This is a genomic window from Paraburkholderia unamae (genome assembly GCF_003268775.1).
GTDB lineage: Bacteria > Pseudomonadota > Gammaproteobacteria > Burkholderiales > Burkholderiaceae > Paraburkholderia > Paraburkholderia unamae.
The window spans coordinates 233,744-251,211 of sequence record NZ_QLSU01000007.1 but is presented as its reverse complement, the minus strand read 5'-3'; the positions used below and the strand labels follow the sequence as shown (position 1 = coordinate 251,211).

General features: G+C 65.9%; 12 protein-coding genes. All 12 read left to right on the top strand.

Going from position 1 to position 17,468, the window contains the following annotated elements; translation table 11 throughout:
• The first annotated feature begins 54 nt into the window (after nucleotides 1–54).
• The 12 genes from C7401_RS14280 to C7401_RS14225 all read left to right on the top strand — a co-directional run bounded on the left by C7401_RS14280 (nucleotide 55) and on the right by C7401_RS14225 (nucleotide 17,417).
• On the top strand, nucleotides 55–2,070 hold the full coding sequence (locus C7401_RS14280) for a monovalent cation:proton antiporter family protein (RefSeq protein ID WP_112172029.1): 2,016 nt from the start codon (nucleotides 55–57) through the stop codon (nucleotides 2,068–2,070).
• Between the two features lie 97 nt (nucleotides 2,071–2,167).
• Nucleotides 2,168–2,734, top strand: coding sequence for an adenine phosphoribosyltransferase (locus C7401_RS14275; protein ID WP_112172028.1), 567 nt, complete (start codon nucleotides 2,168–2,170; stop codon nucleotides 2,732–2,734).
• A gap of 42 nt (nucleotides 2,735–2,776) precedes the next feature.
• A complete protein-coding gene (locus tag C7401_RS14270) occupies nucleotides 2,777–3,391 on the top strand; it encodes a LysE family translocator (RefSeq protein ID WP_112172027.1) in 615 nt (204 codons plus the stop codon).
• A gap of 18 nt (nucleotides 3,392–3,409) precedes the next feature.
• Nucleotides 3,410–4,267 (top strand): NUDIX hydrolase, encoded by an 858-nt coding sequence (locus C7401_RS14265; protein WP_112172026.1) that lies wholly within the window; start codon nucleotides 3,410–3,412, stop codon nucleotides 4,265–4,267.
• A gap of 76 nt (nucleotides 4,268–4,343) precedes the next feature.
• Complete coding sequence (purU, locus tag C7401_RS14260; protein WP_112172025.1) at nucleotides 4,344–5,213, top strand: formyltetrahydrofolate deformylase; 870 nt, start codon at nucleotides 4,344–4,346, stop codon at nucleotides 5,211–5,213.
• 270 nt (nucleotides 5,214–5,483) lie between these two features.
• The gene (locus C7401_RS14255) at nucleotides 5,484–6,800 is read left to right on the top strand and encodes an MFS transporter (RefSeq protein WP_112172024.1); all 1,317 of its coding nucleotides are present in this window, start codon (nucleotides 5,484–5,486) and stop codon (nucleotides 6,798–6,800) included.
• A 45-nt stretch (nucleotides 6,801–6,845) separates the two neighbouring features.
• Complete coding sequence (locus C7401_RS14250; protein ID WP_112172023.1) at nucleotides 6,846–8,240, top strand: NarK family nitrate/nitrite MFS transporter; 1,395 nt, start codon at nucleotides 6,846–6,848, stop codon at nucleotides 8,238–8,240.
• 214 nt (nucleotides 8,241–8,454) lie between these two features.
• Nucleotides 8,455–12,192, top strand: a complete 3,738-nt coding sequence (locus tag C7401_RS14245; RefSeq protein ID WP_112172022.1) for a nitrate reductase subunit alpha — start codon at nucleotides 8,455–8,457, stop codon at nucleotides 12,190–12,192.
• Nucleotides 12,189–13,742, top strand: coding sequence for a nitrate reductase subunit beta (gene narH, locus C7401_RS14240; RefSeq protein ID WP_112172021.1), 1,554 nt, complete (start codon nucleotides 12,189–12,191; stop codon nucleotides 13,740–13,742). Before C7401_RS14245 ends, narH begins: the two co-directional genes overlap by 4 nt.
• A gap of 17 nt (nucleotides 13,743–13,759) precedes the next feature.
• Nucleotides 13,760–14,446 (top strand): nitrate reductase molybdenum cofactor assembly chaperone, encoded by a 687-nt coding sequence (gene narJ, locus C7401_RS14235; protein WP_112172020.1) that lies wholly within the window; start codon nucleotides 13,760–13,762, stop codon nucleotides 14,444–14,446.
• On the top strand, nucleotides 14,443–15,126 hold the full coding sequence (gene narI / locus C7401_RS14230; RefSeq protein ID WP_112172019.1) for a respiratory nitrate reductase subunit gamma: 684 nt from the start codon (nucleotides 14,443–14,445) through the stop codon (nucleotides 15,124–15,126). Before narJ ends, narI begins: the two co-directional genes overlap by 4 nt.
• 290 nt (nucleotides 15,127–15,416) lie before the next feature.
• Entirely contained in the window at nucleotides 15,417–17,417 is a 2,001-nt protein-coding gene (locus tag C7401_RS14225; RefSeq protein WP_112172018.1) for a type IV pili methyl-accepting chemotaxis transducer N-terminal domain-containing protein, read from the top strand.
• The last annotated feature ends 51 nt before the right edge of the window (nucleotides 17,418–17,468 follow it).

Here is a 17,468-nt window from a genome sequence, read left to right as displayed (position 1 = left end):
GCGGGTGAATAATTGCATCGCCGGTCACGCTGACGAACGAGGACGTTTCACACGATGATTTCCCCGCTGGAAATGACGCTGTTCCTGCTGCTCGCCTCGGTGGTTGGCGTCGTGCTGTTTCGTTATCTGAATCTGCCGCCCATGCTCGGCTACCTCACGGTCGGCATTCTGGTGGGCCCGCGCGCGCTCGGCATCGTGCCGGATACGCACGGCGCGCAGAACCTGGCCGAGTTCGGCGTCGTGTTCCTGATGTTCTCGATCGGGCTCGAATTCTCGCTGTCCAAGCTGCGCGCGATGCGCCACGCCGTGTTCGGCCTCGGGCTCTCGCAGGTGCTGGGCACGATTCTGGTGGCGCTGCTGCTCGGGCTCGTGCTGGAGCCGTGGGTGCATATCACGTGGCAGGCGTGCGTGGCGCTGGGCGGCGCGCTCGCCATGTCGTCCACGGCCATCGTGAGCAAGATGCTCTCGGAGCGGCTCGAAATCGAGTCGGAGCACGGCCGCAACATTCTCGGCGTGCTGCTGTTCCAGGATCTGGCCGTGGTGCCGCTGCTCATCGTGATCGCCGCGTTCGGCGGCTCGTCGAGGTCGCTGCTCGAATCGCTCGGCACGGCCGCCGTGAAGATCGTGCTCGCGCTCGGCATCCTGCTCTTCGTCGGCCAGAAGTTCATGACGCGCTGGTTCAACGTGGTCGCGCGCCGGCGCTCGCAGGAACTGTTCGTGCTCAACGTGCTGCTCGTCACGCTGGGCGCGGCGTTCATCACCGACAAGTTCGGCCTGTCGCTCGCGCTCGGCGCGTTCATCGCGGGCATGCTGATCGCCGAAACGCCGTACCGGCACCAGGTGGAGGAGGACATCAAGCCGTTTCGCGACGTGCTGCTCGGCCTCTTCTTCGTGACCACGGGCATGCTGCTCAATCCGCACGTGATCTGGCAGCACCCGGTCATGGTCGGGGCGTTCGTGGTCGGCCCGGTCGTGCTCAAGGCCGTGCTCATCACGGCGCTCACGCGCCTCTTTGGCGCGTCGCCGGGCGTGGCCATGCGCACGGGTCTCGGCCTTGCGCAGGCCGGCGAATTCGGCTTCGTGCTGTTGAACCTCATTCTCGACAAGCACCTCGTCGATCCCACATTGCTCCAGGCGATCCTCGCCGCCATGCTGCTTTCCATGCTGGCCGCGCCGTTCCTGATCCAGAACGCCGATCGCATCGTGCTGCGCCTTTCCTCGACGGAATGGATGCAGCAGTCGCTGATGATGACGCGCATCGCCACGCAGAGCATCAAGCAAAGCGGCCACGTGATCGTGTGCGGCTACGGCCGGGCGGGGCAGAACCTCGCGCGCATGCTCGAATACGAAGGCCTCTCGTATGTCGCGCTCGACCTCGACCCCGACCGCGTGGCGGCGGCGGCGGCGGCGGGCGAGTCGGTGGTGTTCGGCGACGCCGCGCGGCGCGAGTCGCTCGTGGCGGCGGGCATCCACCGCGCGGCGGCCGTGGCGATCACGTACGCCAACACGCAGTCGGCGTTTCGCGTGCTCCACCACATTCACGAACTGGAGCCCACGCTGCCCGTGATCGTGCGCACCGTGGACGACTCCGATCTCGAACGCCTGCTCGCCGCGGGCGCGACCGAGGTGATTCCGGAGATCGTGGAAGGCAGCCTGATGCTCGCCTCGCACATGCTGGTGGTGATGGGCGTGCCGATGCGCCGCGTGGTGCGGCGCGTGGAGGAACTGCGCGACGAGCGCTACAGCCTTTTGCGCGGCTACTTCCACGGCACCGACGATGCAGGCGAGGACGGTCACGAGCAGGTGCGGCTACAATCCGTACCGGTTGACGAGCGCGCCGACGCCGTGGGCCGCACGCTCGCGGAACTGGGTCTTTACGACCTCGGCGTGGAGGTCACGGCGATCCGCCGCCACGGCATTCGCGGCGTGGAGCCGGACCCGTCGACCAAGCTGCGCGAGGCCGACATTGTCGTGCTGCGCGGCTTGCCGGAGCAGCTCGCACAGGCCGAGGAACGGCTCTCGCGGCACCGCAAGCCCGGCGCCGCCGGCGCGGGCGCGGCGGCGGCCTGAGGCGTGCGGGCGAGCGCACCTTGAAAATCCGCTTGCGGGGTCCCGCCCCGTTTATGCGTTCTACTGTTCTTTATTCTTGTCACGACCCGGAGAAATCATGTCCAACGCACCCGCGAGCCCGAGCGCCGAAGCCGCCCAGTTCGTGAAAAGCCTGATCCGCACGGTGCCCGACTGGCCTCAGCCGGGAGTGCAGTTCCGCGACATCACCCCGCTCATCGGCGACCCGAAGGGCCTGCGCGTGCTGATCGACCTGTTCGTCGAGCGCTACGTGGACGCGAAGCTCGACTACGTGGCGGGGCTGGATGCGCGCGGCTTCATCATCGGGCCGATCGTTGCCTATGAACTGAACGTGGGCTTCATTCCGATCCGCAAGATCGGCAAGCTGCCGTACAAGACGGTTTCCGAGACCTACAAGCTCGAATACGGCGAAGCGACCGTCGAGATTCACGAAGACGCCTGCGGCAAGGGCGACCGTGTCGTGATCGTGGACGACCTGATCGCCACCGGCGGCACCATGATGGCCGGCAAGCTGCTGCTGGAGCGCCTCGGCGCGAGCGTGGTGGAGGGCGCGGCGATCATCGATCTGCCGGACCTGGGCGGCTCGAAGCTGCTCACCGATGCAGGGCTGCCGCTTTTCACCGTGACCGCTTTCGGCGGTCACTGATCACCGCTGAATTCCGAACGCACACCGCCACGAGTCGATCTCATGCCGAATTTCGCGCTCTTTCTCGCCACCTCCATCGCCATCACGTTCGCGCCCGGCCCTGACAACCTCCAGGTGCTCGCGCGCGGCATCTCGCAGGGCCGCGCGGCCGGCCTCGTCGCCGCGCTCGGCTTTGCCGCGGGCGTGACGTTCCACATCACGCTCGCCGCACTCGGCGTGGCCGCCGTGCTGCGCTCCTCGCCGCTCGCGTTCCAGATCCTCAAGCTCGCGGGCGCGGCGTACCTCGTGTGGATCGGCGTGAAGGCGCTGAGGAGCCAGGGTCTCGCGGCAGCGGGCGAGCGGCCGCGCCAGGCGCTTTCCGCGATTTTTCGCCAGAGCGTGCTCGGCAACATCATGAATCCGAAGGTGACGCTTTTCTTCGTGGTGTTCCTGCCGCAGTTCGTGGATGCGCATGGCGCGCACAGCGTCACGCTGCAAATGCTCGAACTCGGCCTCGTGTTCATGGCGCAGACGGTCGTGGTGTTCTCGATCTTCGGGCTGTGCGCGGGCACGATCGGCGGCTGGCTCAAGCGCCGCCCGCGTGCGGGCGTGTGGCTCGATCGTCTCGCCGGTTTCACCTTCATTGCCATCGGCATTCGCATCGCCCTGCGCGACTGACCTACGGAGTCCTGACCGATGACCTTGCCTTGCATTACCGACGCGCGGCGCTTCGACGTCGGCGCGCATCTGCCGTTTCATATCGGCGACGAGCGCGTGGGCTGGATCCGCGAAAACGACGTCGCGCTGCTCGCGCGCTGGCCCGATGTGTTCGAGATCGACGGTGACGCGGACAACGCGCGCGTCACGCTCGCGCCGCACTTCGACAACGTCACGGCGCGCAGCGCGGCGCTCGGCTCGGTGATCGGCGCGCTCGCCGCGGAAGGCCGCATTCCGGGCTGGCGCAACGAAACCTACGCGATCCGCAACGCATTCGACGCGACGCCGCTGGCCTATATCGAGCGCGCGGCGTCGCGCTTCTTCGGCACGATGACGTACGCGGTGCATCTGAACGGCGTCGTAGAATATGCGGAACGCGCGCCGCAGTTGTGGATCGCGCGGCGCAGCGACACCAAGGCCACCGACCCCGGCATGCTGGATAACGTCGTGGCGGGCGGCATCGGCTGGGGCTTCGGCATCGAGGCCACGCTCGTGAAGGAGTGCTGGGAAGAGGCGGGCATTGCCGCCGATCTGGCGCGCGAGGCGCGCGCGGGCCGCACGGTGCACGTGCTTCAGTCGCTGCCGGAAGGCACCCAGGCCGAGCAGATTTTCGTCTACGATCTCGCGCTGCCAGCCGATTTCGTGCCTCACAACCAGGACGGCGAAGTCGGCGAGCATCGCCTCGCGCGCATCGACGAAACCGCGCGCTGGATCGAGGAAGGCGCCATGACGGTGGACGCGAGCCTCGCGACGCTCGACTGCCTGCTGCGCCGCCAATGGATTGACGAAGACGCGTGCGAGGGCATTGCCGCGATCTTCGAACCGCCGACGCTGTGAAAGGGCGCCGGTTTTTTAAAGCCCAAACCAAAGCCCTTTTAGAAACACCAAAGTATTGACGGGAGTTACCAAGGTCATGTCGACCGATCACAGCTTCATCCTCAAACTGTCGTGCGCCGACCGGCCGGGCATCGTGCATGCCGTGTCGGGTTTTCTGTTCGAGCGCGGCAGCAACATTCTCGATTCGGCCCAGTTCGGCGACAGCCACACGGGCGAGTTCTTCATGCGCGTGCACTTCCAGCAAGTGGGCGGCGATCCGGGTCTCGAAGGCTTGCGCAGCGCGTTCGCGCCGCTCGCGCAGGAGTTCGGCATGCGCTGGGAACTGCACGATGCGAACGTGAAGCCGCGCGTCGTCATCATGGTCTCGAAGATCGGCCATTGCCTGAACGACCTGCTGTTCCGCTATCGCACCGGCCAGTTGCCCATCGAGATTCCGGCGATCATCTCGAACCACAAAGACTTCTATCAGCTCGCCGCGAGCTACAACGTTCCGTTCCATCACTTCCCGCTGCTCGGCGGCACGGCGGCCGACAAAGCCGCGCAGGAAGCGCGCGTGCTCGAAGTGGTGAACCGCGAAGGCGCTGACCTCGTGGTGCTCGCGCGCTACATGCAGATCCTCTCGACGCAACTGTGCGACGCGCTCGAAGGCCGCGCGATCAACATCCATCACTCGTTCCTGCCGAGCTTCAAGGGCGCGAAGCCGTACTACCAGGCGTTCGACCGCGGCGTGAAGCTGATTGGCGCAACGGCGCACTACGTGACGTCGGATCTCGACGAAGGCCCGATCATCGAGCAGGAAGTGGAGCGCGTGGATCACAACATGACGCCCGACCAGCTCACCGCCATCGGCCGCGACGTGGAGTGCGTGACGCTCGCGCGCGCGGTGAAGTGGCATGTGGAGCATCGCATCGTGCTCAACGGGCACAAGACGGTGGTGTTCCGCTGATTTCGCTTTGGTCTTGCGCTGATCTATCGTTGATCAGGTGCGACACCGTGCCGTAGCGTGTTGTGTGACACGCTACGGCTTTTCGAAATATTCTTGTTGCTCTCCTGCGCATTCGCGCACCCGCGTTTTTCCCTTGCGCACCGCCTCGTTCCCCCGTACTACTCCTTAAGGCCTAGCGGCGCATCGTCGCGCACTCCCTGCGGAGAATAGTCCTTAGCCTGCCCGTTTCCTACGCTTGTCACGTCAACAAGACGAGCGAGAGGAAACCCCATGAAAGCCGCCCCATCCCCACAGGCGGAGCCCGTGCCGGATAGCCGCGCGTGGCGCGTGCTCACCTCGAGCACATTTGCATTCACGATCTGCTTTGCCGTCTGGATGATGTTCGCGATCCTCGGCATTCCCCTCAAGAAGCAGCTTCATCTCACCGATACGGAATTCGGCCTGATCGCCGCGATGCCGGTGCTCACCGGTTCGCTTGCGCGCGTGCCGCTCGGCATCTGGACCGACCGCTACGGCGGGCGCATCGTGTTCTTCATCACCATGCTCGCGACGATCGTGCCGATCTGGCTCGTCTCATACGCGACGCAACTGTGGCAATTCCTCGTGCTCGGCCTGTTCGTGGGCTTTGCAGGCGCCTCGTTCTCGGTGGGCACGCCCTATGTGGCGCGCTGGTTCCCGAAGTCGCGCCAGGGCTTCGCCATGGGCGTTTTCGGCGCGGGCAACTCGGGCGCCGCGCTCAACAAGTTCGTGGCGCCGGTGCTGATCGTGGCGGCCGGCACGTGGACCATCGTGCCGAAGGTCTACGCGGTCGCGATGCTCGTCACCGCGCTGCTGTTCTGGGTGTTCTCCGCGAGCAACCCCGCGCACCGCGTGTCGGGCTCGACGAGCGTGGCGGCCCAGATGCGCGTGCTCGCCGACCCGCGCGTGATGCGCTATGCGCAGTACTACTCGGTGGTGTTCGGCGGCTATGTCGGCCTTTCGCTGTGGATGCCGCAGTACTACGTGAACCAGTACGGCTTCGGCATCGAGCAGGCCGCGTTTCTCGCCGCGTGCTTCTCGCTGCCCGGCGGCGTGCTGCGCGCGCTCGGCGGCTGGCTCTCCGACCGCTACGGCGCGTATCGCACGACGTGGGCCGTGATGTGGGTCGCGCTCGCCTGCTTCTTCCTGCTGAGCTACCCGCCGACCGACTTCACGATCCACGGCGCGCACGGCCCGCTCGGCCTGCATATCAGCACGGGGCCGGTGTTCTACACGGTGCTGATGTTCATCGTCGGCATTGCGATGGCGGTGGGCAAGGCTTCCGTCTTCAAGTTCATCGGCGACGACTACACCGACAACATCGGCGCGGTCTCCGGCGTGGTGGGGCTGGCGGGCGGTCTCGCGGGCTTCATCCTGCCGATCCTGTTCGGCTTCCTCGTGGACCTGACGGGCGTGCGCACCACCTGCTTCATGCTGATGTTCGGCGCGACGGTGGTGAGCCTGCTGTTCATGCACGTCTCGTTTCGTCCCGAAGCGCTCGCGAAACTCACGAGCAAGACCCGGCACGGCGTGGCGCCGGAGCTGAAAGAAACAACGTACTCCGAATGATCAAACTCGCGCCGCATGTGCGGCGCCAACTGTACGAGCACAATCATGTCCAAATATCTCCTGACCCAATGGGAGCCTGAGAACGCGAAGTTCTGGCAGGCTTCCGGCGAGCAGATCGCCACCCGCAACCTGTGGATTTCGATTCCGGCGCTGATGCTGGCGTTCGTGGTGTGGTCGCTGTGGAGCGTCACGGTGGTCAACCTCGACAAGGGCGGCTTTCACTTCACGAAGAACGAGTTGTTCTGGCTCACGGCGCTGCCCGCGCTCTCCGGCGCCACGCTGCGCATTTTCTACTCGTTTCTCGTGCCGATTTTCGGCGGCCGCCGCTTCACGGCGATCTCCACGGCGAGCCTCCTGATCCCGGCCATCGGCATGGGCTTCGCGCTGCGCGATCCGTCCACGTCGTATTCCACGCTGCTCGTGCTCGCGCTGCTGTGCGGCCTGGGCGGCGCGAACTTCAGCTCGTCGATGGCGAACATCAGCTTCTTCTTCCCGAAGGCGCGCAAGGGGTTCGCCACGGGCCTCAATGCGGGCATCGGCAATCTCGGTGTTTCGGTCGTGCAGTTCGTCACGCCCATCGTGATCTCGACTGCCGTGTTCGCGGGCCTGCTCGGCGACGGCCAGACATACGTGAAGAACGGCGTCGAGCACAGCATCTGGTTGCAGAACGCGGGCTTCGTGTGGGTGCCGCTCATCATCGTTTCGTCGTTCGCCGCGTGGTTCGGCATGAACGACATTGCCGACGCGAAGGCCTCGTTCAGCGAACAGGCCGTGATTTTCCGCCGCGCGCACAACTGGATCATGTGCTTCCTCTATGTCGGCACGTTCGGCTCGTTCATCGGCTTTTCCGCGGGTCTCGCGCTGCTCACGAAGGCCGAGTTCCCCGCGATCAACCCGACCGCATGGGCCTTCCTCGGGCCGCTTGCCGGTGCGCTCACGCGTCCCGTTGGCGGCTGGATCTCGGACAAGCTCGGCGGCGCGCGCGTCACGCTCTGGACCTTCGTGGCGATGATCGTGGCGGTGATGGGCGTGATCGTGTTCCTGCCGGGCGGCACGTTCGGTGGCGCGCAGGGCAGCTTCGCGGGCTTCCTCGCGATGTTCGTGGTGCTGTTCGCGCTCACCGGCATCGGCAACGGCTCGACCTTTCGCATGATCCCCGTGATCTTTCTCACGCAGCATCAGCGCGCCGCGCAAGGCGCGGGCGCGCAGGCGCAGCACGGCGCGCTTGCCGAAGCGGGCAAGGAATCGGCTGCCGTGCTCGGCTTCGCGGGGGCGATGGGCGCGTACGGCGGCTTCTTCATCCCCAAGAGCTTCGGCACCTCGCTCGATATGACTGGCTCGCCGGTTTCAGCGCTCCTGTGCTTCATCGGCTTCTATGTGGTGTGCGCGCTGGTCACGTGGTTCTTCTACGCGCGCCGCGACGCGTCGATGCCTTGCTGACGCGCGAGCGTGGAGCGAACTAGTCCTTAGGGAGTAGCGCGGCGCGTCGGGACTCATCCCTTTGCGCTGCGCGAACACTCCCCTCGGTGAATGGGCAGGCCAGCGCCTGCTCGCCATACTCGGAACGACACGAGCGCCAGGCGCCACGCGTGACGAACACGCAAGCGGCGACGGGCGCGATCGATCGAATCCAGCAGCAGTCCCGGAGAACCTGATGAGTTATTTTCTGGACCGGTTGAAGTTCATGTCGCGCGTGAAATCGACCTTCTCGAACGGTCACGGCGCGGTGGTGAACGAGGACCGCAAGTGGGAAGACGGCTATCGCAGCCGCTGGCAGCACGACAAGATCGTGCGCTCCACCCATGGCGTGAACTGCACGGGCTCGTGCTCGTGGAAGGTCTACGTGAAGAACGGCCTGATCACGTGGGAAACGCAGCAAACCGACTACCCGCGCACGCGTGCGGACCTGCCCAATCACGAACCGCGCGGCTGCCCGCGTGGCGCGTCGTATAGCTGGTATGTGTATTCGGCACAGCGCGTGAAGTATCCGATGATCCGCGGCCGCCTGATCGAAATGTGGCGCGAGGCGCGCAAGACGCTCGACCCGGTCAAGGCATGGGCCTCGATCGTCGGGGACCCGAAGAAGGCAGCGCGCTACAAGCGCGCTCGCGGTCAGGGCGGCTTCGTGCGCGCCGACTGGGACACGGCCACCGAGATGATCGCGGCGGCCAACGCCTACACCATCGGCAAGTATGGCCCGGACCGCGTGGTGGGCTTCTCGCCCATTCCGGCCATGTCGATGGTCTCGTACGCGGCGGGCGCGCGTTACCTGAGCCTGATCGGCGGGGCGTGCCTGTCGTTCTACGACTGGTATTGCGACTTGCCGCCGGCCTCGCCGCAAACGTGGGGCGAGCAGACCGACGTGCCCGAATCGGCCGACTGGTACAACTCCACGTATCTCATGGTGTGGGGCTCCAACGTGCCGCAAACGCGCACGCCCGACGCCCACTTCTACACCGAGGTCCGCTACAAGGGCACGAAAACGGTGGCGGTGTCGTCCGACTTCGGCGAGATGGTGAAGTTCGGCGACATCTGGCTCGCGCCGAAGCAGGGCACCGACGCGGCGCTCGCGCTCGCGATGGGCCACGTCGTGCTCAAGGAATTCCACGCCAGCGGTAAGTCGGCGTACTTCCGCGACTACGTGAAGCAGTACACCGACATGCCGATGCTCGTCACCCTCGCCGAGCGCGACGGCGCGCTCGTGCCGGACCAGTTCCTGCGTGCCTCGCAACTGGCCGCGAATCTCGACGAAGCGAACAACCCGCAATGGAAGACGCTCGCCATCGACTCGGCCACGGGCGACATCGTCGCGCCCAACGGCTCGATCGGTTTTCGCTGGGGCGAGGGCGAGCACGACGGCGGCAAGAAGGTGGGCCGCTGGAACCTCGAAATGAAGGACGGCGGCAGCGGTCGCGAGATCGATCCGCGGTTGTCGCTCGTCGATCAGCATGACGAAGTGGTCGAAGTGGGCTTCCCGTACTTCGGCGGCGAACAGGGCGCGCTGCTCGCGCGCCGCGTGCCCGCGAAGCGCGTGACGCTCGCCGACGGCACGCGCGCGCTGGTGGCGACCGTCTACGACTTGCAGATGGCCAACTACGGCGTCGATCAGGGACTGGGCGGCCCGAACGTCGCGTCCTCGTATGACGACGATGTGCCCTGCACGCCGGCATGGCAGGAAAAGCACACCACGGTGCCGCGCAAGCTCGTGATCCAGGTGGCGCGCGAGTTCGCCGACAACGCTGACCGCACGCGCGGCAAGAGCATGGTGATCGTGGGCGCGGCGCTCAATCACTGGTATCACAACGACATGATCTACCGCGGCATCATCAACCTGCTGATGATGTGCGGATGTATCGGCCAGAGCGGCGGCGGCTGGGCGCATTACGTGGGCCAGGAAAAGCTGCGTCCGCAGTTCGGCTGGGCGCCGCTCGCGTTCGCGCTCGACTGGTCGCGCCCGCCGCGCCAGATGAACGGCACGTCGTTCTTCTACAACCACACGAGCCAGTGGCGTCACGAGAAGGTGGGCGTCGACGAGATCCTGGGCCCGGGCGCCGACCGCGCGCGCTACAAGGGCCTCTCGATGCTCGACCTCAACGCGAAGTCCGAGCGCCTCGGCTGGCTGCCTTCGGCGCCGCAACTGGGCGCGAACCCGCTCGACGTGGTGGACGCCGCGCAGCGCGCGGGCGTGCCACCGGTGCAGTACGCCGTCGAGCAGCTCAAGTCCGGCAAGCTCGATTTCGCCTGCGACGACCCCGACAATCCCGCGAACTTCCCGCGCAACATGTTCGTGTGGCGCTCGAACATTCTGGGCAGCTCGGGCAAGGGCCACGAATACTTCCTCAAGTATCTGCTCGGCACGCAGAACGCGCTGTTCGGCGACGAAGCCGACGCGATCAAGCCCGCCGAAGTGAAGGTGCGCGAGGCGGCCGAAGGCAAGCTCGACCTGCTCACGGTGCTCGACTTCCGCATGAGTACGACCTGCCTGTACGGCGACATCGTGCTGCCCACGGCCACGTGGTACGAGAAGGACGACCTCAACACGTCGGACATGCACCCGTTCATCCATCCGCTTTCGGAAGCGGTGCAGCCGCTCTGGGAGAGCAAGACCGACTGGGAGATCTACAAGACCATCGCGAAGAAGTTCTCGGAGATCGGCGGCGCGCACCTGGGCAAGCGCACGGACCTCGTGTGCACGCCGCTCATGCACGACACGCCGGGCGAACTGGGCCAGGCGTTCGAGCCGAAGGACTGGCGCCTTGGCGAATGCGATCTCGTACCGGGCAAGACCGCGCCCGCGATGACGGTCGTGGAGCGCGACTATCGCGAGATCTACAACAAGTTCACCTCGGTCGGGCCACTGCTGGAGAAGCTCGGCAACGGCGGCAAGGGCATCAACTGGAACACGGTGCACGAGGTGGGCGAGCTTGCGCAGCTCACGGGCATCAAACATGGCGAGGGCGAGGGCGAGGGCGCGGCGGCGGGCCGCCCGCGTCTGGAGACGGCCATCGACGCCGCCGAGATGATCCTCACCTTCGCGCCCGAAACCAACGGCCACGTGGCGGTGAAGGCATGGGACGCGCTCTCGAAGATCACGGGCCGCGACCACACGCATCTGGCCGAAGGCCGCGAGCACGACAAGATCCGGTTTCGCGACGTGCAGGCGCAGCCACGCAAGATCATTTCCGCGCCCACATGGTCGGGGCTCGAATCGGAAGAGGTGAGCTACAACGCGGGCTACACGAACGTGCACGAGCTGATTCCCTGGCGCACACTCACGGGCCGTCAGCAGTTCTATCAGGATCACCGCTGGATGCTCGACTTCGGCGAAGGCTTCTGCAACTACAAGCCCGCGATCGACACGAAAACCGTTGCGCCGATGCTCGGTGCGAAGCCCAACGGCGAGCACGAACTCGTGCTGAACTGGATCACGCCGCACCAGAAGTGGGGCATCCACTCCACCTATACGGACAACCTGCGCATGCTCACGCTCTCGCGCGGCGGCCCTCACGTGTGGGTGTCGGAAGCCGAGGCGAAGGAAGCGGGTCTCGTCGATAACGACTGGGTGGAAGTGTTCAACGTGAACGGCACGCTCACCGCGCGTGTGGTGGTGAGCCAGCGCGTGCCGCGCGGCATGTGCCTCATGTATCACGCGCAGGAAAAGATCATCAACGTGCCGGGCGCGGAAACGAGCGGCATGCGCGGCGGCATTCACAACTCGGTCACGCGCACAGTGCTCAAGCCCACGCACATGATCGGCGGCTATGCGCAACTGTCGTATGGCTTCAACTACTACGGCACGGTCGGCAGCAATCGCGACGAGTACGTGATCGTGCGCAAGATGAAGAAGGTCGAGTGGCTCGAAGGCCCCATGAAGGAAGGAGCAGCATCATGAAAATCCGCGCCCAGGTGGCGATGGTCCTGAACCTCGACAAGTGCATTGGCTGCCATACGTGTTCCGTTACGTGCAAGAACGTGTGGACGTCGCGCGATGGCGTCGAGTACGCGTGGTTCAACAACGTCGAAACGAAGCCCGGCATCGGCTATCCGAAGGAATGGGAGAACCAGGACAAGTGGAACGGCGGCTGGGTGCGCAACCCGAACGGCAAGATCGCGCCGCGCCAGGGCCCGAAGCTCAAGGTGCTGGCCAACCTGTTCGCCAACCCGAACCTGCCCGGCATCGACGACTACTACGAGCCGTTCACCTACGACTACGAGCATTTACAGAACGCGCGTCTTTCGCAGACGCCGCCCACCGCGCGCCCCGTGTCGGTCATCACCGGCAAGAAGATGGACAAGATCCATTGGGGTCCTAACTGGGAAGACGACCTGGGCGGCGAGTTTGAATCGCGCAGCCGCGACAAGCTGTTCGAGAACGTGCAGAAGGAGATGTACTCAAGCTTCGAGAACACCTTCATGATGTATCTGCCGCGTTTGTGCGAGCACTGCCTGAACCCCGCGTGCGTGGCGTCGTGCCCATCGGGCTCGGTGTACAAGCGCGAAGACGATGGCATCGTGCTCGTCGACCAGGACAAGTGCCGCGGCTGGCGCATGTGCATCTCCGGTTGCCCGTACAAGAAGATGTACTTCAACTGGAAGAGCGGCAAGGCCGAGAAGTGCATCTTCTGCTATCCGCGCATCGAGGCGGGGCAGCCTACCGTGTGCTCGGAAACCTGCGTGGGCCGCATCCGTTATCTGGGCGTGATGCTCTACGACGCGGACCGCATCGGCGCGGCGGCATCGGTGGAATCGACGCAGGACCTGTATCAGTCGCAGCTCGACGTGTTCCTCGATCCGCACGATCCCGCGATCCAGACCGAGGCGCGCCGCCAGGGCGTGCCGCAAAGCTGGCTCGACGCGGCCGTGCGCTCGCCCGTGTACCGCATGGCGGTGGACTGGAAGATCGCGTTCCCGCTGCATCCCGAGTACCGCACGCTGCCGATGGTCTGGTACGTGCCGCCGCTCTCGCCGATCCAGTCGGCGGCCGATGCGGGTCATATCGGCATGGACGGCGTGATTCCCGATGTCGCGAGCCTGCGCATTCCCATGCGCTATCTCGCCAACCTGCTCACCGCAGGCGACGAGACGCCCGTGGTGTCCGCGCTCAACCGCATGCTGACCATGCGCGCCTACAAGCGCACGCAGACCGTGGACGGCGTGAACGACCATGCCTTGCTCGAGCGCGCGGGCCTCACGCCGGAGCAGGTGGAAGACATGTACCGCACCATGGCGATCGCGAACTACGAGGACCGCTTCGTCGTGCCGTCGTCGCACAAGGAGATGGTCGAGGACTCGTTCAACGAGAAAGGCAGTTGCGGCTTCTCGTTCGGCAACGGCTGCTCGGGCGGCGTGTCGGAAGGTTCGCTGTTCGGTGCGAAGACCGAAGGCAGCGTGGCCTACGCGGACATGCCGAAGTCGCGTCGCAAGACGCCATCACAAGCGTGAGCGGGAGGATCTCCATCATGTCGATTTATCCGGTTCTCTCCGCGCTGCTCGATTACCCCGAGCAGCCCTTGCTCGACGCGCTCGACGACATCGAGGCCACGCTCGCGGCTTCCCCGCACGGCGCGTTCGCCACGCGCGAACTCGCGCCGCTCGTCGCCGCGCTGCGCGAGCGCTCGCTCATCGAGTCGCAGGAAAACTACGTGGCCACGTTCGACCGCAATCCGCGCCACTCGCTGCATCTGTTCGAGCACGTGCACGGCGAAAGCCGCGCGCGCGGCCAGGCGATGGTCGATCTGCTCGACGAATATCGCAGCCACGGCCTCGACATGGCGACCAACGAGTTGCCCGACTACGTGCCGCTCTTTCTCGAAGTGCTCGGTCTGATCGACGAGGACGACGCGAGCGCGCTGCTCGGCGAGGCGATCCACGTGCTCGCCGCGCTCGGCAATCAGCTCGAAAAGGATGAGAGCCCGTACGCGGGCATTTTCCCGGTGCTGTGCGAACTGAGCGAAGTCGAGCCGCTGCCGCTCGTGGGCGCGCCCGTGCGCGACATGGACGAGGCGCTCGAACGCTTCGGCACCGGCGCGGACGGCGTCGAGCCGCTCGTGCGCTCGTTCGCCGCGAGCACCGCCCCGCAGGTCGTTCATTTCCACCCGCGAACGGCGCACGCCGCTGCTAGCGCCTGCGTAAAGGAATCGCCATGAACACGTTCAACCCGTTTTTGTTCGGCATCTATCCCTACATTGCCGCCGCCATTTTCCTGTTCGGCAGCCTCGCGCGCTTCGAGCGCGAGCAGTACACGTGGAAGGCGGACAGCTCGCAGATGCTTTATCGCGGCCATCTGCGGCTTGGCAACATCCTTTTTCACGTCGGCATTCTCGGCCTCTTCTTCGGCCATCTGTTCGGACTGCTCACGCCCGTGGCGGTGTGGGACTGGCTCGGCGTGCCGCACGCGGTCAAGCAACTGGTTGCGATGGTGGCGGGCGGCGTGATGGGATCGATGTGCCTGGTCGGCCTTGCGATCCTGCTGCACCGGCGGCTTTCGAACGCGCGCGTCTCGGCCGTGACGCGCGTGGGCGACAAGGTGCTGCTGCTCTGGCTGCTCGTCACGCTGCTGCTCGGGCTCACGACGATCGGCGAGTCGGCAAGCCATATGGACGGCGCGATGATGGTGCGGCTCATGACCTGGGCGCAGCACATCGTCACGTTCCAGGGCGACGCCGCGAGCTACGTGGCGAGTGCACCGCTCATCTTCCGCCTGCACCTCTTCATGGGCATGACGCTCTTCGTGATTTTCCCGTTCACGCGGCTCGTGCACGTGTGGAGCGGGTTTGCCTCGATCACCTATCTTTCGCGCGCGTGGCAACTCGTGCGCAGCCGCTGACGCGTGGTTTTCCCGGTCCTTGCGGCCGGGAACGACGGTGCCTCTGACGACCGTGGGGATTGGTCGTCGTTCGCGGGGAGCGAGCCGCGCTCGAACTCCCCGCCTTTTTTCGCGACGCGCGCATGATGAGGGCTGTGCGATGGAAATCGCCTGAACAGGCGAGCGCACTGACGCATAGTGTCGCAGTCGGTAATCGATCCCGCGACATCTCGCGCCATCTGCCATTCACCGTCAGATAATGATCGGCGTACGCCCCGCCGTTTCGGCGCCGCCGATTCCCGCTACCGGCCATGACATCCTCTCCCGATTCCACCGCTGGTTCCACCATCGGTTCCACCACCGGTTCCACCTCAGATTCCGCTGAAAGCGCCGCCGCGCCGTTCCCGCACCGGCTCTCCACGCGCATCGTGGTGCTGTCCACGGTCGCGCTCGCGCTCGTGCTCGCGATGATCAGCGGCACGCTCTGGCTCTCGTGGCAACTGGAAGGCGCGGGGGCCGCGATCAACGACGCGGGTAGCCTGCGCATGCGCGCCAACGCCGTGGCGATCGCGCTCTGGGAGGCCCGCACCGGCAAGCCCGCGCAGGTCGACGCCCAGATGCGCCAGCTCGACGAAACGCTGCGCGAACTGCGCGACGGCGACCCGGCGCGGCCGCTCTTTCTGCCCGCCGACGCGAATATCCACGCGCAGTTCGAGCGTGTCGCCTCGGCCTGGAGCGACGCGCTCAAGCCCGCGGCGCTGCACGACCTCGCGGCCGGCGCGGGCGAGCCTTCCACCTATATCGGGCTGCTGTCCGGTTTCGTCGACGAGGCGAACGGCCTCGTGAGCCTGATCGAGCGCGAGAACGCGCGCAAGACGGCGTGGCTGCGCATCTCGCAGGTCGCGCTGGCGGCGCTTTCGTGCGTGGGCACGGTGGCGATCGTGTATCTGCTCTACCAGTGGTTCGTCGCGCCCGTGCAGCGCTTGCAGGACGGGCTCGCACGCGTCGAGGCACGGGAGTTCCATACACGCTTGCCGGTCGACGCCGAGGACGAGTTCGGGCATCTCGCCCAGGGCTTCAACCGCATGGTCGCGGAATTGCAGGCGCTGTACCAGGACCTGGCCGCGCGCGTGGACGCCAAGACCGCACAGCTCGCGGCGCAGAACCGCGAACTCGCCACGCTCTACGAAATGGCGGCGTTCCTCAACACGCCGGGGCCGGCGGAAAGCGTGTGCCACGACTTCCTTACGCGCGTGATGCGCGAGTTCGACGCCGAGGGCGGCACGGTGCGCGTCGTCTCGCCCGACGACGGCAATCTGCATCTGCTCGTGTCCGAAGGCATGCCCGAAGCGCTCACGCTCGCCGAGCAATGCATGCCGGCGCAGGACTGCGTGTGCGGCGGCGCTTCGGCCGAGGCGCCGGTCGTGTTCGGACTGCTCGCGCCGGGCGGCGCGAGCGAGGCGAACGCCGCCTTCGCGCAGCGCTGCCTGAAGGCGGGCTTCGTGAGCGTGGCGGTTTCGGCCATCGTCGCGCAGAACGAGACGCTCGGCACGTTTTCGCTCCATTTTCGCGAGGAGCGCGAGATCTCGGCATCCGGCATCCAGTTGCTGCAAACGCTCGGCCGCCATCTCGGCGTCGCGCTGATGAACCGTCGGCTCGTGGCGCTCGGGCGCCAGCTTGCCGTCTCCGAGGAGCGCAACCTGGTCGCGCAGGGGCTGCACGACAGCATCGCGCAGGGACTGAGCTTCCTGAAGATGCAGGTGCACCTGCTCGACGGCGCGGCGGGCCGGGGCGACCTCGACGAGATTCGCGAGATCGTGCCGCTGCTCGCGGGCGGCGTGGAGGAGAGCTACGACGACGTGCGCGAGCTGCTGCTGAACTTCCGCACGAAGCTGGCGCCAGGCAAGCTGCGCCTCGCCGTGGAGGACACGGTGGCGCGTTTCAGACGCCAGTCGGACGCCGAGCTGACACTCGACTATCGCGACGAAGGCGGGCCGCCGCTGCCGCCCGATCAACAGCTCCAGGTGCTGTTCGTGTTACAGGAGGCGCTTTCGAACACGCGCAAGCATGCGGAGGCGCTGCATGTGCACGTGAGCGTCGTGAACGGGCGCGACTTCAGCCTGAGCGTGGCGGACGACGGCGTGGGCTACGATCCCGCCGAGATCGCTTCGCGCGGCGAGTCGCATGTGGGGTTCCATATCATGCACGAGCGCGCACGCCGCCTGAGCGCCGCGCTCACGCTCGACAGCTCGCCCGGCAATGGGGCGCGCGTGGCGCTCGTGCTGCCCGCCGCGAGCCGCCTGGCCGCGTGAAGCAGGCACGGCGCACCATGACACCGGCATCACGATCAGAATCAGAAACCT

Coding starts and splice junctions, on each gene's coding strand:
- C7401_RS14280 (WP_112172029.1), top strand. CDS start 55: ATGATTTCCCCGCTGGAAATGACGCTGTTCCTGCTGCTCGCCTCGGTG.
- C7401_RS14275 (WP_112172028.1), top strand. CDS start 2,168: ATGTCCAACGCACCCGCGAGCCCGAGCGCCGAAGCCGCCCAGTTCGTG.
- C7401_RS14270 (WP_112172027.1), top strand. CDS start 2,777: ATGCCGAATTTCGCGCTCTTTCTCGCCACCTCCATCGCCATCACGTTC.
- C7401_RS14265 (WP_112172026.1), top strand. CDS start 3,410: ATGACCTTGCCTTGCATTACCGACGCGCGGCGCTTCGACGTCGGCGCG.
- purU (WP_112172025.1), top strand. CDS start 4,344: ATGTCGACCGATCACAGCTTCATCCTCAAACTGTCGTGCGCCGACCGG.
- C7401_RS14255 (WP_112172024.1), top strand. CDS start 5,484: ATGAAAGCCGCCCCATCCCCACAGGCGGAGCCCGTGCCGGATAGCCGC.
- C7401_RS14250 (WP_112172023.1), top strand. CDS start 6,846: ATGTCCAAATATCTCCTGACCCAATGGGAGCCTGAGAACGCGAAGTTC.
- C7401_RS14245 (WP_112172022.1), top strand. CDS start 8,455: ATGAGTTATTTTCTGGACCGGTTGAAGTTCATGTCGCGCGTGAAATCG.
- narH (WP_112172021.1), top strand. CDS start 12,189: ATGAAAATCCGCGCCCAGGTGGCGATGGTCCTGAACCTCGACAAGTGC.
- narJ (WP_112172020.1), top strand. CDS start 13,760: ATGTCGATTTATCCGGTTCTCTCCGCGCTGCTCGATTACCCCGAGCAG.
- narI (WP_112172019.1), top strand. CDS start 14,443: ATGAACACGTTCAACCCGTTTTTGTTCGGCATCTATCCCTACATTGCC.
- C7401_RS14225 (WP_112172018.1), top strand. CDS start 15,417: ATGACATCCTCTCCCGATTCCACCGCTGGTTCCACCATCGGTTCCACC.